The sequence below is a fragment of the Sulfuricurvum sp. genome (assembly GCF_028713855.1).
Taxonomy (GTDB): Bacteria; Campylobacterota; Campylobacteria; order Campylobacterales; family Sulfurimonadaceae; genus Sulfuricurvum.
Window position 1 is genome coordinate 331,132 of the sequence record NZ_JAQTNN010000001.1, and the last position, 25,586, is coordinate 356,717.

The 25,586-nt window shown below is 40.5% G+C and carries 26 protein-coding genes; 14 read left to right on the forward strand and 12 right to left on the reverse strand.

Annotated elements, in window-relative coordinates; translation table 11 throughout:
• Position 1: 1 nt before the first annotated feature.
• The 3 genes from PHI47_RS01690 to PHI47_RS01700 all read right to left on the reverse strand — a co-directional run bounded on the left by PHI47_RS01690 (position 2) and on the right by PHI47_RS01700 (position 5,575).
• Positions 2-772, reverse strand: coding sequence for a GGDEF domain-containing protein (locus PHI47_RS01690; protein ID WP_299933038.1), 771 nt, complete (start codon positions 770-772; stop codon positions 2-4).
• A 98-nt stretch (positions 773-870) separates the two neighbouring features.
• Positions 871-2,829 carry an EAL domain-containing protein gene (locus tag PHI47_RS01695; protein ID WP_299933040.1) on the reverse strand — a complete coding sequence of 653 codons (1,959 nt, stop codon included), beginning with the start codon at positions 2,827-2,829 and terminating at the stop codon, positions 871-873.
• A gap of 73 nt (positions 2,830-2,902) precedes the next feature.
• A complete protein-coding gene (locus tag PHI47_RS01700; protein ID WP_299933042.1) occupies positions 2,903-5,575 on the reverse strand; it encodes an EAL domain-containing protein in 2,673 nt (890 codons plus the stop codon).
• A gap of 113 nt (positions 5,576-5,688) precedes the next feature.
• Between PHI47_RS01700 and PHI47_RS01705 the strand changes: the two genes are divergently transcribed.
• Positions 5,689-5,919 carry a hypothetical protein gene (locus PHI47_RS01705; protein WP_299933046.1) on the forward strand — a complete coding sequence of 77 codons (231 nt, stop codon included), beginning with the start codon at positions 5,689-5,691 and terminating at the stop codon, positions 5,917-5,919.
• Between the two features lie 13 nt (positions 5,920-5,932).
• Positions 5,933-6,145 carry a hypothetical protein gene (locus PHI47_RS01710; protein WP_015653865.1) on the forward strand — a complete coding sequence of 71 codons (213 nt, stop codon included), beginning with the start codon at positions 5,933-5,935 and terminating at the stop codon, positions 6,143-6,145.
• A 9-nt stretch (positions 6,146-6,154) separates the two neighbouring features.
• On the opposite strand, the gene PHI47_RS01715 is transcribed toward PHI47_RS01710, so the two are convergent.
• From PHI47_RS01715 to PHI47_RS01730, 4 genes are read right to left on the reverse strand one after another with little or no spacing between them, the layout of a single operon-like run.
• Entirely contained in the window at positions 6,155-6,751 is a 597-nt protein-coding gene (locus PHI47_RS01715) for a nucleotidyltransferase family protein (protein WP_299933049.1), read from the reverse strand.
• Positions 6,741-7,757 (reverse strand): XdhC/CoxI family protein, encoded by a 1,017-nt coding sequence (locus PHI47_RS01720; protein ID WP_299933052.1) that lies wholly within the window; start codon positions 7,755-7,757, stop codon positions 6,741-6,743. The genes PHI47_RS01715 and PHI47_RS01720 overlap by 11 nt, the downstream gene beginning before the upstream one ends.
• Before the next feature lie 7 nt (positions 7,758-7,764).
• On the reverse strand, positions 7,765-9,897 hold the full coding sequence (locus PHI47_RS01725) for a molybdopterin cofactor-binding domain-containing protein (RefSeq protein ID WP_299933055.1): 2,133 nt from the start codon (positions 9,895-9,897) through the stop codon (positions 7,765-7,767).
• A 2-nt stretch (positions 9,898-9,899) separates the two neighbouring features.
• On the reverse strand, positions 9,900-10,355 hold the full coding sequence (locus PHI47_RS01730; RefSeq protein WP_299933058.1) for a (2Fe-2S)-binding protein: 456 nt from the start codon (positions 10,353-10,355) through the stop codon (positions 9,900-9,902).
• A gap of 312 nt (positions 10,356-10,667) precedes the next feature.
• Between PHI47_RS01730 and PHI47_RS01735 the strand changes: the two genes are divergently transcribed.
• On the forward strand, positions 10,668-11,885 hold the full coding sequence (locus PHI47_RS01735) for a porin (protein WP_299933061.1): 1,218 nt from the start codon (positions 10,668-10,670) through the stop codon (positions 11,883-11,885).
• 267 nt (positions 11,886-12,152) lie between these two features.
• Positions 12,153-13,346: an OprD family outer membrane porin gene (locus PHI47_RS01740; protein WP_299933064.1), complete on the forward strand. Its 1,194-nt coding sequence runs from the start codon at positions 12,153-12,155 to the stop codon at positions 13,344-13,346.
• Between the two features lie 5 nt (positions 13,347-13,351).
• On the opposite strand, the gene PHI47_RS01745 is transcribed toward PHI47_RS01740, so the two are convergent.
• Genes PHI47_RS01745 through pedF form a run of 3 tightly spaced genes read right to left on the reverse strand, consistent with a single transcriptional unit; the run spans position 13,352 to position 15,398 of the window.
• Positions 13,352-14,104, reverse strand: a complete 753-nt coding sequence (locus PHI47_RS01745; RefSeq protein WP_299933067.1) for a quinoprotein dehydrogenase-associated SoxYZ-like carrier — start codon at positions 14,102-14,104, stop codon at positions 13,352-13,354.
• Positions 14,105-14,114: 10 nt separating this feature from the next.
• Positions 14,115-14,981 carry a transporter substrate-binding domain-containing protein gene (locus PHI47_RS01750; RefSeq protein WP_299933069.1) on the reverse strand — a complete coding sequence of 289 codons (867 nt, stop codon included), beginning with the start codon at positions 14,979-14,981 and terminating at the stop codon, positions 14,115-14,117.
• Between the two features lie 3 nt (positions 14,982-14,984).
• Positions 14,985-15,398 carry a cytochrome c-550 PedF gene (gene pedF, locus PHI47_RS01755; RefSeq protein WP_299933078.1) on the reverse strand — a complete coding sequence of 138 codons (414 nt, stop codon included), beginning with the start codon at positions 15,396-15,398 and terminating at the stop codon, positions 14,985-14,987.
• A 153-nt stretch (positions 15,399-15,551) separates the two neighbouring features.
• Here pedF and PHI47_RS01760 point away from each other — a divergent pair, with 153 nt between their 5' ends.
• Genes PHI47_RS01760 through PHI47_RS01775 form a run of 4 tightly spaced genes read left to right on the forward strand, consistent with a single transcriptional unit; the run spans position 15,552 to position 18,367 of the window.
• The gene (locus tag PHI47_RS01760; RefSeq protein WP_299933081.1) at positions 15,552-16,520 is read left to right on the forward strand and encodes a hypothetical protein; all 969 of its coding nucleotides are present in this window, start codon (positions 15,552-15,554) and stop codon (positions 16,518-16,520) included.
• A gap of 5 nt (positions 16,521-16,525) precedes the next feature.
• A complete protein-coding gene (locus PHI47_RS01765) occupies positions 16,526-17,266 on the forward strand; it encodes an ABC transporter permease subunit (protein WP_299933202.1) in 741 nt (246 codons plus the stop codon).
• Position 17,267: 1 nt separating this feature from the next.
• Positions 17,268-17,972, forward strand: coding sequence for an ABC transporter ATP-binding protein (locus PHI47_RS01770; protein WP_299933084.1), 705 nt, complete (start codon positions 17,268-17,270; stop codon positions 17,970-17,972).
• Positions 17,969-18,367 (forward strand): DUF411 domain-containing protein, encoded by a 399-nt coding sequence (locus tag PHI47_RS01775; RefSeq protein ID WP_299933087.1) that lies wholly within the window; start codon positions 17,969-17,971, stop codon positions 18,365-18,367. Before PHI47_RS01770 ends, PHI47_RS01775 begins: the two co-directional genes overlap by 4 nt.
• Here PHI47_RS01775 and PHI47_RS01780 read toward each other — a convergent pair.
• Together PHI47_RS01780 and PHI47_RS01785 are read right to left on the reverse strand one after the other, a co-directional pair.
• A complete protein-coding gene (locus tag PHI47_RS01780) occupies positions 18,361-18,762 on the reverse strand; it encodes a DUF302 domain-containing protein (RefSeq protein ID WP_299933089.1) in 402 nt (133 codons plus the stop codon). The genes PHI47_RS01775 and PHI47_RS01780 overlap by 7 nt on opposite strands.
• A gap of 53 nt (positions 18,763-18,815) precedes the next feature.
• Positions 18,816-19,979 (reverse strand): hypothetical protein, encoded by a 1,164-nt coding sequence (locus tag PHI47_RS01785; protein WP_299933091.1) that lies wholly within the window; start codon positions 19,977-19,979, stop codon positions 18,816-18,818.
• 120 nt (positions 19,980-20,099) lie between these two features.
• Here PHI47_RS01785 and PHI47_RS01790 point away from each other — a divergent pair, with 120 nt between their 5' ends.
• The 6 genes from PHI47_RS01790 to pqqB all read left to right on the forward strand — a co-directional run bounded on the left by PHI47_RS01790 (position 20,100) and on the right by pqqB (position 25,573).
• Entirely contained in the window at positions 20,100-21,062 is a 963-nt protein-coding gene (locus PHI47_RS01790; RefSeq protein ID WP_299933093.1) for a YVTN family beta-propeller repeat protein, read from the forward strand.
• Position 21,063: 1 nt separating this feature from the next.
• Entirely contained in the window at positions 21,064-21,801 is a 738-nt protein-coding gene (locus PHI47_RS01795) for an ATP-binding cassette domain-containing protein (RefSeq protein WP_299933095.1), read from the forward strand.
• Complete coding sequence (locus PHI47_RS01800) at positions 21,794-22,579, forward strand: ABC transporter permease (protein WP_299933097.1); 786 nt, start codon at positions 21,794-21,796, stop codon at positions 22,577-22,579. The genes PHI47_RS01795 and PHI47_RS01800 overlap by 8 nt, the downstream gene beginning before the upstream one ends.
• A gap of 101 nt (positions 22,580-22,680) precedes the next feature.
• Complete coding sequence (locus tag PHI47_RS01805; RefSeq protein WP_299933099.1) at positions 22,681-24,465, forward strand: PQQ-dependent methanol/ethanol family dehydrogenase; 1,785 nt, start codon at positions 22,681-22,683, stop codon at positions 24,463-24,465.
• Between the two features lie 16 nt (positions 24,466-24,481).
• Positions 24,482-24,556: a pyrroloquinoline quinone precursor peptide PqqA gene (pqqA, locus tag PHI47_RS01810; protein ID WP_015653473.1), complete on the forward strand. Its 75-nt coding sequence runs from the start codon at positions 24,482-24,484 to the stop codon at positions 24,554-24,556.
• A 102-nt stretch (positions 24,557-24,658) separates the two neighbouring features.
• Positions 24,659-25,573, forward strand: coding sequence for a pyrroloquinoline quinone biosynthesis protein PqqB (gene pqqB, locus PHI47_RS01815; protein ID WP_299933101.1), 915 nt, complete (start codon positions 24,659-24,661; stop codon positions 25,571-25,573).
• Positions 25,574-25,586 lie beyond the last annotated feature (13 nt).

Genomic DNA, 25,586 nt, shown 5'->3' on the forward strand with positions numbered 1-25,586 from the left:
TTTAATTTACGTTTTTATGCTTATACATTGATTTGTCCGCTGCTTCAATAACACTCGCTGCATCTGCACCACGGGTAAAGGGAGCTATTCCATAGGAAAAGCTGATTTTAAACGATTGATCTTCGACTTTGAAGTGGATTTTGTCAAAATAGGCGAGAAGGGATTCCATCTTTTCTTTGATTTGTAATGAATTGATATTTGAATCGAATATGACTATGAATTCATCTCCTCCATATCGAACGACTCGACCGCCGCACTCTTTGAGTTTGATAGTCACATGGATTAGGACTTTGTCTCCGACGACATGACCGAAGGTGTCATTGATATCTTTGAATTTATTCAAATCAATGAGTACGATGGTTCCATTTTCACGTAAAGTGAGGTGATCATGATCCAAAATGGTATCGTCGAACCATTTGCGATTATAACTTTTGGTGAGGCTGTCTTCGTAGACGATTTTTTGGAGTTCTTGGATCTCTTTTTGGAGCTTTTTGGTTTCTAATAAAATGGAGGCTAAAATTGTTTTGTTTTTGGTTTCTATGGCATTAATCGCTTGATCGGCACACTCGGCAAGAGTGATGACATGACGTACTATTTTCTCATCCAGCATTTCTCGTGTCAAGAATTCATTGGGTTTAAGTTCAATATCACGTACATGTGCAGCTTCTTGATAAAGTTTTCCATATAAAGCGGGGAATACTATTTTTAGACTTTTTATAGTTTGTTTGACTTCATCGGTAATTTCTATATGCTCTTGGTGTAAATCTTTCATATTATCCCATCAGCGTTATATTATTTAGTATTTTTCAATAATTATACTCTGTTTAGCAGCGTTTGATTTTTTTAAATACTGAATAATATAAATTAATTTTAATGTTTTAAAAACAATTCTTCTGCTTTTTCAAAGGACATAGGTTTATAATAATAATAGCCTTGAATTGAATCGATATTGTTAGCGCGTAAAAAGTTCAGTTCTTCAAATGTTTCGACCCCTTCGGCAAGGGCTGTCATCCCCAACCCCTTTGCCAAAGCGATAATCGTTTTAACGATGCTTTGGTTTTTTGCTTCATGCGTGATATTCCGGACAAAGGAGATATCGATTTTTAGTTTGTCAATCGGAAGATTTTTGAGGTAAGAAAGGGAAGAATAACCCGTACCGAAATCATCAATAGAAATACTAAACCCTTTTGCTTGGATAATATCCAAAAGCGCGATCATTTGTTCAGGATTTTCGAGGATGGAACTTTCAGTGATTTCAAGCTCGATGAAGGTGGGATCGCATTGTGTTTCTTGAATAATACGATCCAGTGTCATTAAAAAATCGATATGGGTAAGCTGACGTGCCGAAACATTGATTGCAAGACGTCCATAAGAAAATCCTTTTTTTGCCCATTGGGCAGCAGTTTTACACCCTTGCATCAGAACAAATTCACCCACTTGCAGAATCAGTCCGCTCTCTTCGGCGATCGGAATAAATACTGCGGGTGAAATCATCTCTTCGAAGCTAGTCCATCGCAACAGTGCTTCCATTCCAATAATATTTTCTGTCTGAATATCAATTTGAGGTTGAAAATAGAGTTCTAATTCGTGATTTTGTATCGCTTTTTTTAATTGTGTGGCGATGGTAGTACGGTGGAGTGCTTTTTCAGTGAATTGTAAATCGTAGAAGCTGTACGTATTTCTCCCCATATTTTTGGCGTTATACATGGCGGCATCCGCTTTTTGGAGGAGTTCTTCGGCACTGCTGGCATCACTTGGATACATAGTGATACCGATACTTGCTGTAATGTAGACATCTATTTCATCGATGTGAAAAGGGTTGTTGAGGGTATTGATGAGATGGAACATGGTGTTATGTATGATATTCTTATCTTTATGACATGATAATAGAATGACAAATTCATCTCCTCCGCTTCGTGAGATAAAGGTATCGGGGGGGAAGAGTTCTTGCAGCAATTGTGTAATACGAACTAAAAGTTCATCTCCGAATCGATGACCGTAGGAATCATTGATCTCTTTAAAACCATCCAAATCAAGGAAGAGGAGGGCGAACGGGTGATTTTCAATGTCTGATGTTTGATGTTGAAGCTTTTCAATTAAACTTGTCCGATTAGGAAGTTCGGTGAGCAGATCATGGTGTGCCATATAGTCGAAATGTTCTTTCGCCTTGATTATTGCTTGTTCATTTTCTTTGATGGTAGTAATATCGCGTGAAATACCGAATATTCCAAATGTCTTTCCGGTTTCAGACAACAGTGGTCCTTTGGTGACCCAAAAGTATTTTTGTTTTCCGCTCGCGGTTATTACATCTTCTTCGTGATTTTGGATCACACCGCCGGCGAGAATTAAACGATCTATCTCTTGGATTTTTTTTGCCGCTTCAGAGGAAAATAGGAGTTTATCGGTATGCCCAATGACATTTTCAGGGGATATATTGACAAGTTCTCCGGCACCTGAGTTAAATAACATATATCTGCCTTCCATATCTTTTGCAAATATGGCATCAGGAGAACTGTTGACAATGGTACGAAGAAGGGTGTCTTGTTGGGCAAGTCGGTCGTGAGAAGCTTTTTGCTCGCTGATTCGTTGCGTGTATTCGATAAAACCCTTATGTAAAAATCGATGCATTAAAAGAAATAACAAAAAGGTGGTAATGAGAATAAAAAACCAGCCTTTATAATGTTGCAAAAGGGTAAGTTGATGAGGATTTCCTGATGAGAAGAGCTCTACAACACTATCAGAGAAGTAGATCCATACGAATCCGAAAATAAGATATAAAGCGGAGATTTTCAAAGCACTCTTTACACTTTGTGAATCTTTTGATTCCATCTCTGTCTCCCTCTTTAGCTCTCAAGTGTAAAATATTATACCATAGAAAAAAAAGGGTTTTTGTCCATGTTGCTTATAGCTTCAAGAGGGCTTCTACTTCTGCTTGCGAAATGGGTTTATAGTAATAGTATCCTTGTACTGAATCTATGCCATGCTCTTGCAAAAATGTGAGCTCTTCAGCGGTTTCCACCCCTTCGGCGAGGGATGACATTCCCAGCCCTTTTGCCAACGCGATAATGGTTTTTACAATGGTTTGATTCTTAGATTCATGCGTGATATTTCGGATAAAGGATATATCTATTTTGAGCTTGTCTATCGGAAGATTTTTTAAATAGGAAAGAGAGGAATACCCTGTTCCGAAATCGTCGATAGAAATGGTAAATCCTTTGTTCTTGATGGTTCTAAGGAGAAGAATGATTTTTTCAGGGTTTTCGAGGATAGAGCTTTCGGTTATCTCAAGCTCAATCCATGAAGGGTTACAGTTAGTTTCTTGAATAATGTGTTCTAGCGTCGAAAGAAAATTAGGGTGGACAAGTTGACGTGCTGAAACATTGATAGCGATGCGTCCGTTTAACAGTCCGGATTGCGCCCATTGTGCAGCGATTTGACATCCTTGGCGAAGGACAAAGTCTCCTATTTCTTGTATAAGACCTGTTTCTTCGGCAATAGGGATAAAGATTGCTGGTGAAATTTGTCCATTTGGTGTAAACCAGCGAAGTAATGTTTCAACACCTATTATTATATTTGTGTAGGCATTGACTTGTGGTTGAAAATAAAGCTGCAGCTTGCCTGCTGCAAGTGCTTTTTTGAGGTTCGTAGCAATAGTGGTTCGGTAGAGTGCATTTTCGGTCAGATGAGCACTGTAAAAACTATAGGTATTTTTACCCATTTTTTTAGCATTGTACATTGCAGCATCGGCCCGCTGTAATAAATCTTCGGTTGTGAGGGCATCGTTTGGATACATGGCGATACCGACACTGGCCGTAATATAAATATCTGTTTCTTCAATATGAAAAGGGTGATTTAGAATATCGATCAGTTTATTCATGGTTGATTGAATAAGTTCCTGATCTTTTTGACATCCTAATACAATGACAAATTCATCTCCACCGGTACGGACAATAAATGATTCTGGCGGGAATATCTCTTTGATTAATGAAGAAAAATGGATTAAAAGAGTATCTCCGAATCGGTGCCCATAGGAATCGTTGACCTCTTTAAAACCATCGAGATCAAGGAAGAAAAGGGCGAAAGGATGATCTTCCATCCCCGATGTTTTATGTTGAAGTTTTTCAATAAGACTGAGACGGTTGGGAAGGGCGGTTAGCGGATCATGATGGGCTAACCGATCAAATCGCTCTTTGGCTTCAAGAATGTTTTGTTCTACGCGTTTGCGCTCGGTAATATCTCGGGCAGAGGCATAGATATAGTGTACTCCTTTGATCACAATTCCTCTGGAATTGATTTCTACATCCATCAGTGTCCCGTCTTTGCGGGTATGTACGGTTTCAAAAGAGATTTTTTGATCTTTTAGGGTGTGCATCATTTCATGGATTATGGTAGGGTCAAAATGGTGATCCCAATCATATATATGCAGTTGTGCCGTCTCTTTTCGCGTATATCCGAGCATTTCCGCAAAGGAATCGCTAAAAAGAATGAGGTTTCCCTCATCATCATGTACATGAATGCCGTCCGTGGAGGTGGAAAGGATAGATTCGATCTGTTTGGTATGGATTGCGGCCTGACGTGATGAGAAGATGTAATAGAGGGTAAAAGATGCTCCGCCGATTGTCAGAAAAATAAAAAATATAATTAGGGTGAGACTGTATTTGTCGAGAACGTCTTGAAACGTAAACGTAGCCGTGTCAAAGGGATAAATATGATAGTTTTGCATCATATCCCGTGTCGATTTGTAAGAGAGAGGGTTTGCGAATGCGTGAAAGTCTTGATTGTCTGTAGCGTTGATTTGATAGAGGGCTATTGTCGTCTCTTTAATCATATCCGTATCGGGACGAGTGGTGGATGCAACAGACCATTCCGGATAAAGCGGTGTTGAACGAAGGTAGTGGAATGCGTTGTTTATTGGTTGCGGATTGATAATCTTGAGCTCGCCGGAGTTAAGTTTGCCTTTGGCTATCAGCTCTTCGATGTATCCGGTACGAAAAAAAGCAACATCGGCTTTACCGGAACGTAAAGCGTTCAATACCCGTTCTTGGGGTTGACCGGTAAAAAGCATACGGCACTCTTTGCGCATATCTACACCGGCGTGCATTAATGTATCGAGGGGCATCAGATAGACGGCAAATCCCTCTTTATGTGTCGTCGCAATCATTTTACCACGAATATCACTGAGTGTTTTAATATCAGATCGATTCGCTTTAACGGCGATGACACCGCCGTAATGGGTTAAATGATTGTGGTTTACATCCTGACGTATCAGCGAAGCGATGTTTTGAGCATCGTATTTGGTCTCCATAGTGATGAAAGAGAGCGAATGCACAATAATAAAATCGAGTTTGTTGTGTGCCACAGCTTTTTCAAGATCGGATTCGCTGTAGGAATGAATGCGGTAATCATAATGTTTTGAAAAGCGGTTTAGTTCATCTGCAAGCGGTTGCCAAACGTGTTGATTTTCTTGGATAGGCCGAAAAGCAATAATACCTATTTCAACCGGTTTTTTTGAAGAGGGGAGAGCCGCGAATAATGATGTTATAAGCAGGAATAGAATGATAAAAGATTTAAACAAAGAATTCCCACTTTTTATAAATATGTTCATTAACATTATAACACAAAGTAAAAAGATGCCATCTGGAACACTCTATGCAGATGTTTTACCAATCAACTTAGAAGGATTATCAGATGGAACATCACGTCGTTATAGAAAAATTGTGCAGCTGTGCAAAAAAAGAGGGATTATCCCAAATCGCTACTTTTGATGCCAAAGATGCTGCATTTGAAGCGGCTGAAACACAACTTGCCCACATGAATGGAAACTTTTGCGGTAAACATACGTTTCAGCTGGTTGAAGTGAATGACAATTTTGTCATTGGTATGGTCGGTGGCGGCTGCGGCTGTAAATCCGATCACTAAAGAAGGAGAAATTATGGAACATCATGTCGTTGTTGAGAAGTTGTGCAAATGCGCAATTCGGAAAAAAATGCCTCAAATTAAAACATTGGATGATAAAGAAAATGCAATGCGAATAGCCCGTGCATGGGCACAGGAGATGAATGAAAGCTTTTGCGGGCAGCATTCCTTCGGTGTGGTGGAAGTGGATGACAACTATGTCATAACCGTAGGGGAAGGGAGTTATTAACCCTTCGCCTCAGATATGAGAGGAAAAGAGAGTTACTATGTTGTCCCAATCTTCTAGGGTATCGATATCTCTTGAGTCATCTTTGCTTAAAGGAATATATTGATAGATATTTGTTTCAAGTAAGGCTTTGGCTCCTTTATCTCCTTTTAATTCGCGCAGGGCAGGGAGATACTGTTTTGGAAAGACAGCGGGGACACCTGATTTTTTATCATAGTGTGATGCAATGATCAACTCCGGAAATTCTTTAGACGTTTCTATCAATCTTTTATAATGCATTCGCGGGACTAAGGGTTGGTCACAGAGCATAATCAAAACGCAATCGCACGCATCCAATGTCGAAACTCCATAGGCGATTGAACTGCCAAGCCCCTCTTCATAGCGTGAATTAATGACTGTTTTTACAGGGAGATCTTTGATAGATTCACTGCATTGTTCATGTTTATTCCCTAATACAACAGTGACGTTGGGTGTCAATTCCAATGCCTGAGCCGCTGCGTACCATAACAGTGTATGGTTGTTCAGTTCTAAAAGTTGCTTAGGCTGACCTAAGCGACTCGACATTCCTGCTGCCATAACAAGAACCTCAAGCTTATGGTTAGTTAGCATGGATTGCTACCCTTTTTTTTTCTCTTAGTGACATCGGAGTAGCTCGGTTTCGATGGGATTCGATTTCTGCACAAATAGATAAGGCGATTGATTCAGGGGACTCTCCTCCCAAATCCAATCCGATAGGATTATGCAATCTCGGATCCATAAAAACTGTTTCACCCATTGTACTGAAAGAGTCGATGATAGTTCTCGTTCGCTTCTGCGGACCCATAATACCGATGTAGGAAACCTCTGAATCAAGCAATGCTTTTAAATAAACGGCATCGCTGTTAAAATTGTGGCTCATAACGACAGCAGCATCGAAATCTCGTTCTAAAATCTTAGTAACCTCTTCACAGTCGTTTAACAAATGTGTTTCATCGGCGGAATGGATATGGGTAAGATTGGATGTTCTTGTATCACAGATTGAGGTTTGCCACCCAAGAGCATTTGCCATGGAGAGTAACGGTTCACTCCCCGGTCCTGCTCCTAAAATCAATAACCGATAAGGGGAATTGATCTTTTGATAAATAAGGCGAAGGTGCGATTCTTCATCATAAAAGATCTCTTCTTTCCGCTCTTCGGATGAAAACCCATAAAAACCCTTTTGCTCCGTGGAACGGATCAGTGTTTTCTTGGTTCTCTTTAAAGCATACTCAAGCGCGATACCGATCGCACCGTAGTTTTGATTGTAATAAAACGGCTCCATCCAAAGTTTTATCAGTCCGTTGCATCCAACCCCTTTGCCCCAACTGTCCAATGTGTCATCTTTCATTCGCAAGTCATGGACAACATACTTTCCTTCGTGTTTTGAGAGGATATCTTGGGCGCAATGGACAATGTCCTCTTCAAAACACCCTCCGCTGACGACGCCGATAAATTTTCCGTCGGAATTCACCAGCATGGTCGCACCGCTTTTACGATAAACGGAACCTTCCGTATCCAACACATTGATACAGACGATATCTTTTTTATCGCTTTTAGATTGTTGTAGAAAATTGATAAAATCTTTGTGAGCAAACATGATATGCCTAACTTATTTTAATTGGCAGTGAATGATATCGTTTCCCCGTCGCATCAAAGATTGCATTGGCGACTGCCGGGAAGATAGGAGGAACTGCCGTCTCGCCTATACCGCCGATTTTTTCTCCTGAATTGACGATGCTTACTTGGATATCCGGAGCATCGGAAATTCGTGTGACTAGATAATCATAAAAATTATTCTGTTCCGCTTCACCGTTTTTGATCGTTATTTCACTGTATTTTGTTGCAGCAAGTCCGAAATTGATTCCGCTGATCATTTGGTTCTCAATATTAAGTGGATTGAGTGCAAAGCCGCAATCGACACTGCACCATACATTTTCCACTTTAAAATCATTTTTGGTGACTTTGACTTTTGCCACTTGTGCCACAATACTGCCGAATGATTTGACGATAGCAACGCCATATCCCACATTTTTCTCTTTTTTACGATTTTTCCAATCGGATATTCTTTGAACGTCCAATAATAATTTGATGCATCGTAAATCATCCAGCATACTGATTCTGTAGGCGATAGGATCGATTCCTGCTTTGTGCGCCGCTTCATCCACGATACCTTCCACAAGAGGTGCCGTTTGCGTATGTCCTACCGAACGCCACCATAATACGGGAATAGGGGAACTTGGTGAATGTGCCTGCATATCATGATTCGCAATCGAATAAGGATGATCGGTCAGTCCATCCCATTGCGCCCAATCCACACCGTCTTTAAATAAAAATCCGAGTATGGTGTCTTTAACAACCGGCTGTCCGACGACTTTAGCTTCAAAGGCCGTGATATCGCCATATTGGTTCAGTGCAAGACGGGCTTTATTTTTATACATAGGACGGTAGTTCCCCATGCGAATATCATCTTCTCGGGTCCAGAGAGTCATAATCGGCCATGCTTCGTCTTTTGCGGTATAGATTGCATCTTTGATATAATCGGCATTTGCAGCAGCTCTACGACCAAATCCTCCGCCCAAGAAGGTATTGTTATACTCCACAGCTTCCGGTTTAAGACCCAATATTTCTGCACAGACATTTCGATAGACAGTTTGTACCTGTCCGCCGGTCCACATTTTTGCGCTATCACCTGTATGGTGAACCGTACAATTGAGCGGTTCCATCGGTGCATGTGCCAGAAATGGGAATTCATAATCTGCTGAGATGATGCTATGAGCTTCTTTGAAGGCTTTTGCCGTATTGCCATCATGACGCATAGAAGCACCCGGCTTATCTAAAAGAGCATCGTATTCTTTTCGTATATCTTCGCTGCTGATTTTGGCAAACTCGCCTTTGTCCCATACAACATTGATATGATTTAATGCTTCTTTTGCCTGAAACCAGTGTTCAGCGATAACCGCGATACCCGTCGGAATTTGTTTGATTTTTAAAATTCCGTCGCGTTTGAGAGCTTCAGACGGATCAAAACTCACGATGGTAGCACCGAAAACAGCCGGATGTAAAACCGCCGCATATTTGAGATTATCCATTCTCACATCGATTCCGTATTCTGTTTGTCCTGTCACTTTGGCCCATGCTTCGCTCGGGTGTCTTTTTGTAGGTTTACCGATGAGTGAACAATCTTTAAGTGCTTTTAGCTCAGGGTTTTCGGGAATGCTCATCGTTTTAATATCGGATACCAACTCACCATAGGTGAACTTATCCCCTGTTTTTATATGGATAACATGGGAATTTTCGGTTTTGATATCTGAGAGAGCCGCATCCCATTTTTGTGCAGCGGCTTTTTTGAGCATTTCGTTTACGGCAGCACCGACTTTACGCATTTCGAGCTGTTTAGTACTGATTGAAGTTGAACCTGCCGTCAACATCCATGGCCCGAAGACAGAATTATAGACAGGATCGATACCGGATGCTTGAAAATGAACCGCTTCCCAATCCGCATCCAACTCATCGGCGATACACATGGCTAAAGCGGTGTAGGTTCCCTGACCCATTTCTGCTTGTCCCATCAAAAAGGTAATAGTATTATCTGCATCAATTTTGATAAATGCGTTAGGGTGCAATATCTCTTTTGCTCCTTCATCAGCACGTGCTTTTACAGGCAAATAAAATCCGACAATAAAAGCGCTGCTGACAAGCGCAGTGTTTTTAAGAAAAGTTCTTCGTGAGAGTCCCATAGTTAAGCTCCTGCATTTATTTTTTTAATAGCGTTTTTGATACGGTTATAGGTACCGCATCGACAAATATTGCCATTCATCTCAGCTAAAATCTCTTCTTCGGTAGGATTGCTATTTGCCTTTAGCAATCCCGTCGCATTCATGATTTGTCCTGATTGGCAATAGCCGCATTGAGGGACATCTTCTTCAACCCAAGCCTCTTGTATTTTTTTAAGAAGAGGATCGGTTGTATTGGCAATTGTCATGATCTCTTTATCGCCGATCTCTTTTAAAAAGGTTGCACAGCTTCTGATTGCTTTCCCGTCTAATAAAACCGTACAGGCACCGCATTGTGCAGCGCCGCATCCATATTTGGTTCCGGTTAAATTTAAGTACTCTCTGAGTACCCACAATAAAGGTGTATCCTCATCAACAGTAACATCATAGGTGGTACCGTCAATTTTTAATTTAGTGGTCATAGTTATCCTTTTTGGGCTTATCTTTGGGAAAGTATATAGAATGTAAATAGCGGTGAAATAGCGAAGAATTTCAAGTTTTTATCATAAATTCTAATTTGTTAATAAACATTTATATAATTTTTTTGTATCTGATAAAGAAATGCTTTCATTAATATATTTTATAAGCATATTGGCGATTAAATTTAGCATATATCGCTATTTCAACGCTATTTACATTCTATATACTTATCCCACGATTTTAAATTGTATTAATAATACCTATATATGTAAGGTGCTATTTATAATGAAAATCAATAGATTGAAGGAGATGATATGAAAAAAACAGTAGTGATGAGTCTGGCAGCAGCAGTATTACTTGGAGCAAATGCATTTGCAATTGATAATGTAAAGGTAAGCGGTGACGCTAAACTTTACTACTACACGGATGATAAAAATGCAGGTGATCTTTTTAGTAAAACAACAAGTGCCGCAGATACTGCTCTTCGTCTTGGGGTAACCGGGGATCTTGCAAAACATATTTCTTTCGGTGTAACCGGATATGCGGTTAGTACGCTCGGTCTTGAAAATAATCTTGTTAGCAATACATGGTCAAGCGCTCACACAGCAAGCGGTCAGGGTGTCGCTGACGCAGCATGGTTGGGTGAACTTTGGATTGCCGGAACGTATGGCAATACGACTCTTAAAGCAGGACGTATGTTGCTCGATTCACCGCTTTCATTTAGTGAAACGTGGTCTGTTGCTCCAAACAGTTATGAAGCTGTTGTTCTTCTCAACCAAGATCTTCCGGATACCACTTTGGTTGCTGTATATGCAGGACATAGTAATGAAGTTGATGGTGATATTTCAGCTGTTCCCGGTATTGATAAAATTGTAGGTCCAAATGGGAAATTCGGTACGCATGGCGTAAGCGGTGCAAATGTATTCGGTCTTATCAACAACTCGTACAAACCGCTCACCGCGCAAGCATGGTACTACGATGTTGTGAGTGCTGCGGATGCTTTCTGGATACAAGGCGATCTTAATAGCGATATGGTAAAAGGGCTAAAATTGGGTGCTCAATATACCGAAATTAGTCCAAAAGGTGTATACCCGAATACGAATGATTCTAAAGGGTATGCATTGAAGGTTGGATATGAAGGTATCGAAAATCTTAACGTATCTGCTGCCTATTCTGCCGTAGACAAAGACAGTGTCTTTAAAGTTGCTAATCTTGCAACTAACAATGCAGTTTCTCAATCGAAATTGTATACGGAAGCATTTTGGAACTACGGTTATGTAGGTGCTCCTGATGCACAATCATGGAAGTTGAATGCTGAATATAACGTGCAAGATATTGCTAAATTCGGAGCTTACTATACCAATGTAAGTATTGATAAAACCAATGTCGATATGCAAGAGATTGCATTGAGTGCAACCAAATCTTTTGGACCATTGGACACGACTTTGGCCTACGTCTCTACGGATGCGGATGACCAAAATAACGGTTCACAGTCTAACTCTATCCAAGTATATTTGACTCTTAACTTCTAAGAATCGTTATACACCGTTCATCCTTTCGGGGATGAACCCTCCTTTTTATGTAAAGTTTTGAACCTATAGTGAAGTTTCGTCGACGTCAATAAGGTAATGATGAGAAGAAGGGGAGAAAGAGTGGGTGCTTTCGGGTACTCCCTCTTTCTTCAGTAGCTCTAGTCAAGAAAATAATACTGCACATCTCCCCTTTAAACGGCTATATTAAAGCTATTCTAATTCAATATACTTATATTCCAAACAATAATAAAATGTGGAGTTTTTATAATGAATAAAACAGTTGTACTGAGTTTGGCTGCGGCCGCGGTCTTAAGTGCTTCGAGTCTGAATGGAGCCTTTGCAGAAGGAAAAGCCAGCGGTCAAATACGGATGGCTTATGTCACTCAAAACAACGATGTTGACACCGATACATACGGAACGTCAATCGGAGGTATTTTAAAATACGAAACGGCTCCTTGGAATGACATAAAACTCGGTGTCGGAGCTTATGTATCTCAAAAACTTCATTTTGCAACCGGAAACACGGATGAGGGACGAGCAAATCCTGATTTGTTTGGAGACAACATTTCGTCCTATGCTTATGTAGGCGAGGGATACATCGATTATAGTGCAGACGATATTACCTTACGCATAGGTCGTCAAAGGATCGATACTCCGTTTGCCGATAGCGATGATATCCGAATGCATCCGAATACGTTTGAATCAGCGATAGCGACGTACAAAGGAATTGACGATACAACACTTATCGGAGGCTATATCACACGATGGGCAGGATACGATTCAGAAAATGATATCTCCAAGTTTAAAAAAATTGTTCCTGAGAGTAACGGTGCTGCTGTTTTCGGTATCTTGAATGAGAGTGTTGAACATCTCGAATTGCAAGGATGGTATTACGGTATCGATAAACTCACGGATATTTTTTATACTGACGCAAGCTACACAATTCCATTCAACAAAACCACTGGATTAGAATTTGTAGGACAAGGGATTAAATTTAAAGAAGAGAATGGTTCGGGCGTGGATGGTAATGTTTATGGAATCGGTGCAAATCTGACTATCGGTATGTTCACTCTCGGTACTGCTTATAACGAAGCTTCGAATGAAGCAGGTAAATTTGTCATCAGCGGTTTGGGAAATGGAGCCTATCTGGTTGATACGGAAGAGATGAATCTGGATAATTTTGAAGATATCAAAGCGTATATGTTCAGCGCAGAGCTGGATATGGAAGAAGCAGGGCTGGAAGGTTTGACATTGACTGCTATCTATGCAGGTTTTAAAAGTGCACCGGCAGATATGAAAGAAAAAGAGATTGATTTAATCGCCACATACGAGATTACTAAATCCCTTAGTGCCGAAGTAAACTATGCAATACTCAATGACCAAAATAACAATACATCCGAAGACGGACTTTATAGCGGTGGGTATGATCGTTTTCTCGTTCGTGTGAACTATAACTTCTAACGAGGTTAGTCCTCTACTTTAGTGGAAATATGGTACTTATTCGCATCAGTGTCTTCTAAGTCGATCGTGTAGGTACCATTGCCACCCATCGTTTCAAAAATCATCGTCGGATTTTGACTGATCGCTGAGGTTAGCTCCATACTCGCCAGCAGTTCATTGCTGCTATGGAGTTCAAGATGTTTGATGTAAAAAGGATTGGTTCCAAACATTAACCCTGTTTCCATGGGATGAAAGATAGAAAATTTTATGAGATAGCCTTTCTCTTGACGGACGGTGTGGCTTTTGTGTTTGCCCAAAAGAGGGGCAAATTTTTTACTCTCCTCCGGTGTACTGGCTGAACATCCTCCACCAAAGCTTTTGATGTTTGCACTGCCGATATGCCATAACCCGTTTGCATCCTCAACGAGTACCCGAATCGGTGTTTCTTGGGCAACACGGATACTAAAAGAGAATATGGCTTTGAGATTTAAAAGTTTTATATCCATAATTTCCGGAATAAGGTTTAAATCGGCGAATACAATCATTCTTTTTGCATCTTTAATTTTGGAAGCATCTATAGATATGGGCACGTGAGCCGGATTGTCTGCAAATTTCGGGACATTTACTGTGATGTTTATATCATCAAATGTGTAGTTTGTACTATGAAGTGTTTTTTGGAGCAGATCGTCAAAGGTTGGAGAATAAATCGGATTTTTTGCTTGTATATTTGCACTGAACAGGAGAAAAATGAGGAGATATTTATAGGGGTTTGAGGACATGAATTTTCCTTTAAGGTCCGTAAGAAATGGGTTTGGAATAGGTAACATGATAGGAATCGAATATTTTTTGAAGGGTATTGTTTTCATACAGTTTTGTAATGACGTCGTCGATGTGATAGCTTAATTCACGAGCATCTGTTCGAGTTGCCAACCCTATATCCCAAATCGATTTGATTCCCAAAACCTCATTGGTCATATAATATTTATCCTGATTATTGTTGTAGTCAAGCAAAAACTCTAATTGAGATTTCAATCCTGCTAGGGCATCGATTTTCCCGGCTTTAAAATCTTTGACAGCATCTTGGAAGTTAGCGTAGCGTTTAACATTTTTTCTGAGTAATCCTCCGGTATTCATGGAGAGATGTTTATCCGGAAGGGTATCTAGTTCCACCCCTATGGTGTTATAGGCAAATACGCCCAACGTGTTAACCGTCGGTAAGATATCTTTATGGGTAACGATAACCCATTTTTCTGCATGATACGGTGATTTTATGACCACCATATCGGTTCGGAGTGCACCGGTGCTGACATCGGTCTCTCGCATATAATTATAATCATATGGAATTCTGAGCATGACATCCGCACGGGTTTTATGGACAGGATTTCCTTTCCATACTACATTTCTAAGATCACCATCCATATCTTCACCCGAATCGGTAAAGTACCATTTTGGCTTAACATTGAGGGATTCAGCAATATGTTTGCCGATCTCAACATCAATTCCTTTGGCTTCACCGTCTTCTATATACGAGTATGGCGGAAAGTCATTGTAAAGAGCAATGACGATTTCCCCACTGGCTTGTATATCCTCAATACTCCGTGCATAAGAGCACAGAGATATAAGTAGTAGAGTAATGATGATCGTTAGAAATTTCATTATTTAATGGTCGATTTTAACTGAAAACAAATAAGCGCGGATTGCCCACATCGCTTCTTGATTAATGATTCCTTCGAATTTAGGCATATAGACATTACCGTTACGTACTGCTCCGCCACGGATTCTCTCCATAAACCATGCGTCTCCCTCTACGCCCGGGTCAAGATAGCGAAGATCCGGCGCGACACCGCCTGATACAACGTCCAATCCATGACAACGGGCACAGTTTTCGGCATACGCATGTTTACCGATCTCAATCGCTGTTTCATTTCCGACATACGGATTTTTCTCCAACCAATCTTTTCCTAGAGGTGCCAAACCTTTAGTATCTACCGGTTGAGGGGTTACGTTTCCGTGACTCAATAATAATGTTGCTGATAGCAATGCTATCACTCCAAGCGTATGAGATGTTTTCATACTAACTCCTTTTCTGATGTTTGTGATTTGGAAATTATAAAGTATGAAAATAGCCTGATAATAGCGTTTAAAAGGAAATTTTTACCGCTATATTCAAGCTATAAATCTGTACTAAAATGATTTGGAAATATTATAGATGTAGGAGAATTATTTATGAAAATTTTTGCTTTGCTGTTGCTCTCTTTATCTCTATTATATGGAAGCAACAATCAACTGAATGTGGGAGTGTTGGCGTATGGAACCGTCAACTGGGAATTGATGACTATAAAGTCACTAGGACTGGATAAGAAGTATGGATTTGATCTTGAGATAAAAGAACTGGCATCTAAAGATGGCGTTGCTGTCGCTTTTCAAGCTGATAGCGTCGATGTTATCGTTAACGACTGGGTTTGGGTCAACCGACAAAACTACCCTAATTTCTCACTCTATTTCTATCCTTATTCCACAGGAACCGGAGGGATTTATACCAATAATCCCCGTTATCGTACTCTTGGTGATTTAAAAGGTAAAAAACTGGGTGTTGCCGGAGGGGCGATGGATAAAAGCTGGTTGCTCTACAGAGCGTATGCGCAACAAAAACTTGGGATTGATTTGTCCGGCTATGCAGAGATCGTCTTTGCCGCACCTCCGATTTTGAACGCTAAATTATCGGATGGCAGTTTAGATGCGGTACTTAATTTTTGGCACTACAATGTACTGTTGGATGAAAAAGGGATGACCCCCATATCCTCTGTTCGGGAGGTTTTAGGAAGCTTCGGTATTAACAATCCAGATATCCCCTTTACCGGATGGGTATTTAAGCGTTCATTTGCGGCAGAGAATAAAAATGTGATCAATGGTTTTTTACAAGCATCACAAGAAGCGAATAAAATACTTAAACACAATGATGCGGTATGGGATACGTTAAGACCACATATGCATGTCAAAGACGATGTGGCTTTTGAAGCGTTAAAAAAAGGGTATCGTGACGGAATTCCCGATAAGTTCACCCAAGATGAGATAAAAGGAATTGAGAAAATATATACCATTTTAGAAAAAACCGGCGGTAAAAGTCTCGTCGGTGAGTCCAAACAGTTTAATAAAACGATGTTTTGGCCTTATACACCTAATACTGCGCGGTAATAGTGATGCTCAATCTTCTTTATCTGCGTATGGGGTCTGTTTTAGTCTTGATTACACTTTGGCATATAACAGCATTGCTTGCTGATTCTCCTATGTTTCCATTGCCGTTAAATGTGTTGAATAGCTTCATGGAGCACATTTCAAACGGAGAGCTTCTGCATCATTTGGGTATTACGTTATATCGTGTCACTATGATTTTTCTCATTGCCATGCCTTTGGGGATCGCTTTTGGTCTGCTGATGGGTAACTTCAAAAAAATCGATGCAGCATTAGATACACTCTTAGTATTGGGGCTTAATATGCCCGCACTTGTGGTTATTATGCTGTGCTATATCTGGTTTGGACTGAGCGACGTCGCAGCGATCTTAGCCGTCGTTATCAACAAAGTACCAACCGTTATCGTCAATATCAGAGAAGGGGTCAAAGCCATCGATAAAAAACTGATCGAAGTAGCCTACATCTATAAAGTATCACGATACAAGATGCTATTTACCTTCTATATCCCGCAACTCTACCCTTATATTATTGCAAGTGCGAGAAACGGTCTTTCGTTGATCTGGAAAATTGTCCTTGTTGTAGAGTTGTTGGGAAGAAGCGATGGAATTGGATTCCAACTTTCCATGTTTTTCCAGTTTTTTGATATCACTTCGATATTGGCCTATTCATTTTCTTTCATTGTTATCATAATTTTGATTGAAAACTTTATTTTCAGACCTATTGATACACAACTATCGAAGTGGAGATAATATGCTGCACATTGATATCAGAAGTAAAAAGTATGCTGATCAAAATATACTTAAAAACATTCATTTTAGTCTCAAAGAAGGGGTATTCCTCTCTATTATCGGCCCCTCCGGATGCGGCAAAACGACGCTGCTACGGCTTATCTCCTCTCTGGATAGCGATTTTGAGGGGTCGATCGATATCGAGACAAATTCCATCGGGATGATGTTTCAAGAGCCCAGACTTTTACCGTGGCTTACTGTCAGGGAAAATATCGCCGTTGTGGATAAAATCGGCGATCCGGAGGCAGTAGTTAAACTTTTGCGTATGGTGGGACTGGAACACACGCTGGATACTTACCCTAAAAATCTCTCCGGCGGAATGGCACGAAGAGTATCGCTTGTGAGAGCTTTTATCAACCGTCCCAAACTTATTTTGCTGGATGAGCCGTTTGTCTCTCTGGATAAACCTACTGCACTTGCTCTTCAAAATGATTTGATGCTCTTTTGCAAAAGTTTCAATCCTGCAGTGATATTGGTTACACACGATCTCGATGAGGCTATTGCCCTTTCTCAAAAAATACTCTTTTTAGGAGGAGAAGTAACTGGAGAAATCATAACGCATGTCAATGATCATTACGGCTTTGATTCTCTTGAGCCGACACAAGTACTAACGATAAAAGAGAAAATTTTATCTCTGTATCCCAATATTTTAGAAGGAAAATTATGAAAAAAACACTCCTACTCCTCTCAATGCTTTCATTAGCAGATGCGGAAGATCTCAAAATGCAAATTTATAAACCTGTCACAAGTTCGTGTCCGGCATCATGGGTGTCAGATGTAGAGCTGACAATCGCAAAGCCGGAGATTACGTCTCTCACCGATGTAAAAAGTCTCAAAAGCAGTATCGGTATTCCGCGAGAACTTTATTCGTGCAACACCTCTATTTTGGGTGATTATGTTTTTGAGGGCAATGTTCCTCCTGCGGCTATTAAAAAGTTTATGAATGAAAAACCCGCAGGCGCAATCGGACTCAGCCTCCCTGCCAGCCAAAATGATGAGGCGGTAAAAAAGGTCTATATTATGTATGGTGACAAGACGTATAAGCTGTATGGAACCTATTGATCCAAACCGGATGAAATGATATGCTCGATCATTTCATCCACTTTTTTCGGATCCGCTTGATCACTTAGTTTCGGTGTTTTTAGAAAAGAGACTGTAACCTCCGAGCTATCTTTCGACTGAAAAATAACCAGCTTCAATGGGCAGTAGAGCAAAGTATCAATACTTTTATCCACCATCTGATAACTTACAGAGGGTTTACAAAAACCTATGCTGATTGCATTTTGCAGAAGCGGTTGTTTTTCTAAACTTTTGGATACTGCTTCTAAGGCTTTTGCTATATTTAACTCAAATACGATGTTAAATGCATTGACTTGCAACTCATTGCTAATGCGTAATTGCACCTCATCAAACGATCTGTCGCTAACTCTATAGGAGATATATTCAGCTGTCTCCATGCGAATAGTCTTGGCATGGAGGACTCCTGTAAAAAAGAGACAGAGCAAAAAGATTATTTTCGTTTGCATTTCATCTCTGATGCTGCGATACCCAGCGTATCTAAATCGGTTACCGGATCTAAAAAACCTACTTGCGGTGAGGTGGAGATCAGTGCATTTGGCTGAACCAGTGAAATCGGCATTCTCAGCTGACCGTTGTAGCTTCGGTAAGAGAGTTGTCGTCCCATGTAGGCTGCCAATTCAAACTCGTTTGAGCGGATATAGGCAATATTTGTTTTGACGTCACTCGTATTGGTATGCATGATAGAGGTTACAATCGTACGAACCGCAACCCAAGCCGCAAAGTCTTCCGATTCCATACCTCGTGATGCATATTTTTCAAAGCGATCCTGCATCTGCGCCGCACCCCACTGCTCGATACTTTTATGCCATTCTACGGGAGTAAGACCTTGGGTTCCGGCGACAGGACGCGGGAGCCATGAATTAAAATAGACAACCTCTCCAAAATCTCCGTAATAATCGGCCGTTACAATCACATCATAATCTTCGCCTTGTGTAAATGCCGGAAGTTCATCTTCTGCTTTTCTGCGAATATCACTGTTATTGTCCCACACTTTTTCTTTTACGATTTTGGCACCGAATTTTTTGGCGGCTCTTTTAATTGCATAGACTATATTTTTGTCTTTAATTGTTTGTCCTTCGATTATAAATATTTTTTTGAAATTACGTTTCACCAAAAACTGCATCAACCCGTCATAAAGCATCGTATCATCCGCCATAGTATGCAAAAGATTCGAATTGCAGTAGACCATTCTCAGTCGAGGATTGCTCAAACCGGCATTGATCAATAAAACATTTTTACTTTTAGGATTGTTGAGAAGTTTGACGAAAAGGGGATATTGAACATTTAAGATTGCATAACGCCCACCTTTGTCTACATAACGTTCAAAAGCTTTTAACAAGGCTGTTTCATTCTCTGAAACTTCCGTTTGCAAGGTGTAATGCTGATTCATAAACTGAGCTGTTTTTTCACTGTCTTCTACCGCTATTTTTGCCCCTTGCAGACCCAGATCAGCGGGCCTTTCTATGACATTTGAGAGGACAGGAGGATGCTTTACTTTTTGGTCTAAATAGAGGATTTTCACTGATATATCCGCAGCATTGAGTGAAAGGGTCCAAAGCAGTGTCGTTATCAATAATCGTAATACAGTATGCATGTCTTTTCCTGTTAAAAGGGGGTGAAGAGAATTATAGGAAAAGTAAATAGCGTGTATATAGCTATTTTCGAGCTATATACTTTTTGTATAATTTTTTCAATTCACGCATAAGGAATTTTTATGAAAAGAACAGTACTCTCTGCAGCTTTATTAGTGAGTGCATTAGCTCAAGCGGATACGGTTTTTATATCCAATGAAAAAGATAATACTATCTCTGTTATTGATTCAAAAACTCAGAAAGTAACCGATACGATACGTGTCGGACAAAGACCGCGCGGAATAGTCCTCGATAAGTCCAAAACCCAGCTGTATGTGTGTGCAAGTGATGATGATACGGTACAAATTTTAGATTTAAAAAGTAAGAAGATAATCGCAAATCTCCCATCAGGAGAAGATCCGGAACAGTTTGCACTGCATCCGGAGGGACGAGAGCTTTATATTGCTAACGAAAACAATGCGATGGTGACTGTAGTCGATACGCAAAAGAGAAGTGTATTGAAACAGATTCCTGTGGGGTTGGAACCTGAAGGTATGGCGGTAAGCCCTGATGGAAAACTTGCTATCGCTACAACGGAAACATCCAATTTCCTCCACTGGATTGACACCAAAACCAAAAAAATCGTACATACGACACTTGTCGACCAAAGACCAAGACATATAGAATTTACTAAAAGCGGTGATAAAGTTTGGGCATCTTCTGAAATAGGAGGAACCGTCATGGTGGTTGATACCGCTACGAAAAAGGCTATTGCGAAAATAAACTTTAAAATACCGGGTATATTTAAAGACCAGATTCAACCTGTCGGAATCAAACTTACCAGTGATGGAAAATACGCTTTTGTCGCACTGGGACCTGCAAATCATGTTGCTGTCATTGATACTGCAACCTACAAAGTTATTAAATACCTTTTGGTCGGTAAACGAGTATGGCAACTGGCGTTTGCCGAGAATGAACAACAGCTTTACACTACCAACGGCGTTAGCGGCGATGTCTCCATAATCGATGTTAATGAACTTAAAGTGCTCAAAAGTATCAAAGTCGGCCGTTATCCTTGGGGCGTAGCGGTTATTCCGACGAACTAAGATGAAAATAACTATTTTAGAGCTTGAAAACGTATCGCACTCCTACGATAAGGAGATGGTTCTTAAAAAAGTTTCATTTTCTATCGAAGAAGCCTCTTTCTTCGTCCTGCTCGGATTAAACGGAGCAGGTAAATCGACTATATTCTCTCTTCTGACCAGACTCCTGAACCTTCAATCCGGCTCGATAAAAATCAACGGTTACATGATACAAAACTACAGCAAAGCGCTGAAAGATATCGGTATTGTATTTCAGGAACCGACCTTGGATCTGGATCTGACCGTCCGACAAAATCTCTACTACTACGGCGCGTTAAAAGGGTTGAGTTTTAAAGAGACGATTGCCTCTATCAAAGATGAGCTTACTAATCTTGACCTCGATGAAAAACTGGACACAAAGGTGCAAAAATTAAACGGCGGACACAGACGTCGAGTTGAAATCGTACGCTCCCTTATTAATAAACCGAAACTCCTTTTGTTGGACGAAGCAACGGTCGGACTGGATTTAAAAAGCCGCTTTGATATTCTGGATTATTTACGCCGAAAAGTTCAAAAAGGGGAAATATCCGTTTTATGGATTACCCATCTGTTTGATGAGGTTCAAGAGAGCGACTCTCTTGCGATTATCCATAAAGGAGAAATCCTTGCGACAGGTACAGCTGAATCAATTATCGCCGAATACAAGCAAGCGGACTTAACCCAAACATTCCGATATGTAACAAGGGAGAATCCTGATGCGTAACTATTTCTATTGTGCCAAAGGGATCATTTATAAAGAGCTGCTGCGCTTTTTAAAAGAAAAAAGCCGATTTTTTTCGGCACTTGTTCGGCCTCTTTTGTGGCTTTTTATCTTTTCAGCAGGTTTTACGTCAGCATTGGGGTTAGCAATCATCCCCCCTTATGAGTCTTATATAACCTATGAAACGTATATTGTTCCCGGACTTGTGGGGATGATTTTACTTTTCAACGGTATGCAAAGCTCTTTAACCATGATTATTGATAAAGAGATGGGAAGTATGAAAATATTACTTACTTCTTATATAAATAGGAATTTTTTGCTGTTTTGCAAAATGTTTGCTACGGCCATTGTCTCTACGATACAAGCAATAACTTTTTTGATTGTTGCCTATTTCTACGGAATCGAGCTGAGTATTACCGGTGTATTGCTTACGATACCGATCATTTTATTTACCTCGATTATCCTTAATGCGTTTGCCCTCTTTATCTCATCCGTTATCAAACAGCTGGAAAATTTTGCGGCTATTATGAACTTTGTTATTTTTCCGATGTTCTTTTTGAGCTCGGCACTTTATCCATTATGGAAGATAAAAGATTCATCGCTTTTCTTATACACCGTCTGTTCATTCAATCCATTTACCTATATTGTCGAATCTATCCGTTTTACGCTCTATTTAAAGTACGATTTGTCCACCTTTTATATTATTTTTTTCTATTTTATAGTGGCGCTAAGTCTCGCATTTATGGGATATAAGTCAAAAAAGGTTTTGAAAAAAAGTTAAAATTTAGCATCGCTAATTTCAGGCTATTTTTCTTATGTATACTTTTGGCAATGACAGATTTTCCTAAATTTGTTGCTAAATTAAAATTGAAGGAGTAGAGAATGACAAAGAGTAAAATGCTAACTACTAAGATAGCAGTAACGCTTGCTGCCTTTCTTATTGGTTGTGCCGCTCAGGGCACAGGTCTTACGAATAAAGGTGGGGTGAAAGCTTCATTTGCACCGGTAACATATGATGATATCCTTAACGATGATAAAACCGTAGGGGATGTTGTAACGTATGGTTTAGGACAAAAGGGACAACGTTTCTCGACGTTGAAACAAATCAATAAAAAGAGCATTAAAGATCTTGTTCCAGTATGGAATTTCAGCTTCGGCGGTGAAAAAATGCGCGGGCAAGAGTCACAACCGTTGGTTAAAGACGGTGTTATGTATGTAACAGCATCGTATTCACGTTTATACGCTCTGGATATTGCAACCGGACGTGAAATCTGGAATTATGAAGCAAAACTTCCGGATGCGATCTTACCTTGCTGTGACGTAATCAACCGAGGGGCAGCTCTTATTGATAACCTCGTAATCTTCGGAACATTGGACGCTAAAATTGTAGCACTTGATCGCGCTACCGGTAAAGTGGTATGGAAAAAAACCATTGCAGATTATAAAGACGGTTATTCATTTACGGCAGCACCATTGATCGTTAAAGGTCTTGTTGTAACCGGTGTATCGGGTGGGGAATTCGGTATTGTCGGTAGAGTTGAAGCCCGTGATCCAAAAACCGGTGAGATTGTGTGGAGCAGACCAACGGTTGAGGGACACATGGGATACCTTAACGGTAAAGAAAATGGTATCAGCGGAACCTTAAACGCAACATGGGAAGGCGATCAGTGGCAACACGGCGGAGCCGCTCCGTGGAATGGTGTAACGTATGATCCGGAAACCGATCTCATTTATGTACCTACGGGGAACCCATCTCCATGGAACTCACATGAACGAGCCGGAAACAACTTCTATTCAGCATCTCGTGTCGCGATCAATCCTGACACCGGTAAAATCGTTTGGCATTACCAAACAACACCGAATGACGGATGGGATTTTGACGGTATGTCAGAACTCGTATTGTTTGATTATAAAGATGCTTCAGGAAAAACGGTAAAAGCCGGTGCAACTGCCGATAAAAACGGTTTCTTCTATGTCTTAAATCGTGAAAACGGTAAGTTCATCAGTGCATCGCCGTTTGTTGACAAAATTTCATGGGCTAAAGAGATTGATAAAGACGGTAAACCTGTTGTTATTGAAGAAAATCGTCCCGGTGTACCGGTCAATGGTGAAAAAGGTAAAACCGTGTTCACTGTTCCATCGTTCTTAGGTGGTAAAAACTGGAATCCAATGGCGTATTCACAAAATACAGGTCTCTTCTATGTCCCGGCAAATGAGTGGGGTATGGACATGTGGAATCAGCCAGTAACGTATAAAAAAGGTGCCGCGTATATGGGCGCCGGTTTTACCATCAAACCTGTCTATGAAGATCATATCGGTGCGCTTAAAGCAATCGATCCTAAAACCGGCAAAATCAAATGGAAATACGAGAATAAAGCTCCGTTATGGGGTGGAGTACTTGCAACAGCCGGCGGTATCGTATTTACAGGAACACCTGAAGGTGAACTTCTTGGTTTAGATGATGCGACTGGTAAGGTTCTCTATAAATTCCAAGTGGGTTCAGGAATCGTCGGATCACCGATTACGTGGGAACAAGACGGCGAACAATATGTTTCTGTAGTATCAGGATGGGGCGGAGCTGTTCCATTGTGGGGCGGAGAAGTTGCGAAATCCATTAAACACATTTCACAAGGTGGAATGGTTCACGTATTTAAACTACACAAATAAAAAAAAGGAGGATGCTATGAAATGGGAAAAACCGTCATTTACGGATAACCGATTCGGATTTGAAGTAACTATGTACATCTGCCACGAATAATCGTAGCTACAATGATAAGAGCGGGCAATTTATTTTGCCCGTTTCTGTTATGAATTGAGGCTATTTAATATAATTTTAATTAATAATAGAAAAGGATTGAAGGTGAAAATAGAGGTATTAGGTTCCAGTGCCGGCGGCGGTCTTCCTCAGTTTAACTGCAATTGTGATAATTGTAAGGGGTACAGAGAAGGCAAGCCATCTATTAAACGCCGAACTCAATCATCGATAACGATCAGCGAAGACGGTGAAAACTGGGTATTGTTTAATACCTCTCCCGATATTTTAGAACAAATTCATAATTCACCGTTTCTACACCCACAGCAGCGAAGAGAAACCAAGATCAAAGCAATCGTTTTCATTGATGCTCAGATCGATCACACGACGGGGCTTTTAATGCTCAGAGAAGGGTGCCCTCACGAAGTCTATTGTACCAAAGAGGTTCATGAGGAGTTAAATACCTCTTTTCCTCTTTTCACAATGCTGACCCATTGGGACGGGGGAGGAACCCATTATCATGAAGTGGCGACGGATGGAACCAGTTTTGAGATCCCTGTTATGCCGAGTTATACCTTTAAAGCGGTTCCTTTGATTTCGAATGCACCCCCGTATTCAAAATATCGTGACAAACCGAGAGCCGGCGATAATATCGGGATGGTGGTTATCAATAAGCAAACCGGGAAACGGCTTTTTTACCTTCCGGGACTTGGTGTTCTGCAACAATCAATCATCGATGAGATGCGTATAGCAGATATTCTTTTGGTAGATGGGACGCTTTGGACCGATGATGAAATGATACAAAACGGTTTCTCCACAAAACTCGGAACCGATATGGGCCATGTCCCTCTCAGCGGTAAAGGGGGGTTGATTGAAACGTTAGATACGCTCGACAAACCGAGAAAGATATTAATTCATATTAACAATACCAATCCGATTCTGGATGAAACGACCGAAGAGTACCAAGAACTCATTCGACATAACATTGAGATATCTTACGATGGTATGCATATCGAGATTTAACACCAAAAACTAA

What these genes read in the sequence shown, in the direction of transcription:
- PHI47_RS01690 (WP_299933038.1), bottom strand. Translation starts at nt 772, where the DNA reads ATGAAAGATTTACACCAAGAGCATATAGAAATTACCGATGAAGTCAAA.
- PHI47_RS01695 (WP_299933040.1), bottom strand. Translation starts at nt 2,829, where the DNA reads ATGGAATCAAAAGATTCACAAAGTGTAAAGAGTGCTTTGAAAATCTCC.
- PHI47_RS01705 (WP_299933046.1), top strand. Translation starts at nt 5,689, where the DNA reads ATGGAACATCACGTCGTTATAGAAAAATTGTGCAGCTGTGCAAAAAAA.
- PHI47_RS01710 (WP_015653865.1), top strand. Translation starts at nt 5,933, where the DNA reads ATGGAACATCATGTCGTTGTTGAGAAGTTGTGCAAATGCGCAATTCGG.
- PHI47_RS01715 (WP_299933049.1), bottom strand. Translation starts at nt 6,751, where the DNA reads ATGCTAACTAACCATAAGCTTGAGGTTCTTGTTATGGCAGCAGGAATG.
- PHI47_RS01720 (WP_299933052.1), bottom strand. Translation starts at nt 7,757, where the DNA reads ATGTTTGCTCACAAAGATTTTATCAATTTTCTACAACAATCTAAAAGC.
- PHI47_RS01725 (WP_299933055.1), bottom strand. Translation starts at nt 9,897, where the DNA reads ATGGGACTCTCACGAAGAACTTTTCTTAAAAACACTGCGCTTGTCAGC.
- PHI47_RS01730 (WP_299933058.1), bottom strand. Translation starts at nt 10,355, where the DNA reads ATGACCACTAAATTAAAAATTGACGGTACCACCTATGATGTTACTGTT.
- PHI47_RS01735 (WP_299933061.1), top strand. Translation starts at nt 10,668, where the DNA reads ATGAAAAAAACAGTAGTGATGAGTCTGGCAGCAGCAGTATTACTTGGA.
- PHI47_RS01740 (WP_299933064.1), top strand. Translation starts at nt 12,153, where the DNA reads ATGAATAAAACAGTTGTACTGAGTTTGGCTGCGGCCGCGGTCTTAAGT.
- PHI47_RS01745 (WP_299933067.1), bottom strand. Translation starts at nt 14,104, where the DNA reads ATGTCCTCAAACCCCTATAAATATCTCCTCATTTTTCTCCTGTTCAGT.
- PHI47_RS01750 (WP_299933069.1), bottom strand. Translation starts at nt 14,981, where the DNA reads ATGAAATTTCTAACGATCATCATTACTCTACTACTTATATCTCTGTGC.
- pedF (WP_299933078.1), bottom strand. Translation starts at nt 15,398, where the DNA reads ATGAAAACATCTCATACGCTTGGAGTGATAGCATTGCTATCAGCAACA.
- PHI47_RS01760 (WP_299933081.1), top strand. Translation starts at nt 15,552, where the DNA reads ATGAAAATTTTTGCTTTGCTGTTGCTCTCTTTATCTCTATTATATGGA.
- PHI47_RS01765 (WP_299933202.1), top strand. Translation starts at nt 16,526, where the DNA reads ATGCTCAATCTTCTTTATCTGCGTATGGGGTCTGTTTTAGTCTTGATT.
- PHI47_RS01770 (WP_299933084.1), top strand. Translation starts at nt 17,268, where the DNA reads ATGCTGCACATTGATATCAGAAGTAAAAAGTATGCTGATCAAAATATA.
- PHI47_RS01775 (WP_299933087.1), top strand. Translation starts at nt 17,969, where the DNA reads ATGAAAAAAACACTCCTACTCCTCTCAATGCTTTCATTAGCAGATGCG.
- PHI47_RS01780 (WP_299933089.1), bottom strand. Translation starts at nt 18,762, where the DNA reads ATGGAGACAGCTGAATATATCTCCTATAGAGTTAGCGACAGATCGTTT.
- PHI47_RS01785 (WP_299933091.1), bottom strand. Translation starts at nt 19,979, where the DNA reads ATGCATACTGTATTACGATTATTGATAACGACACTGCTTTGGACCCTT.
- PHI47_RS01790 (WP_299933093.1), top strand. Translation starts at nt 20,100, where the DNA reads ATGAAAAGAACAGTACTCTCTGCAGCTTTATTAGTGAGTGCATTAGCT.
- PHI47_RS01795 (WP_299933095.1), top strand. Translation starts at nt 21,064, where the DNA reads ATGAAAATAACTATTTTAGAGCTTGAAAACGTATCGCACTCCTACGAT.
- PHI47_RS01800 (WP_299933097.1), top strand. Translation starts at nt 21,794, where the DNA reads ATGCGTAACTATTTCTATTGTGCCAAAGGGATCATTTATAAAGAGCTG.
- PHI47_RS01805 (WP_299933099.1), top strand. Translation starts at nt 22,681, where the DNA reads ATGACAAAGAGTAAAATGCTAACTACTAAGATAGCAGTAACGCTTGCT.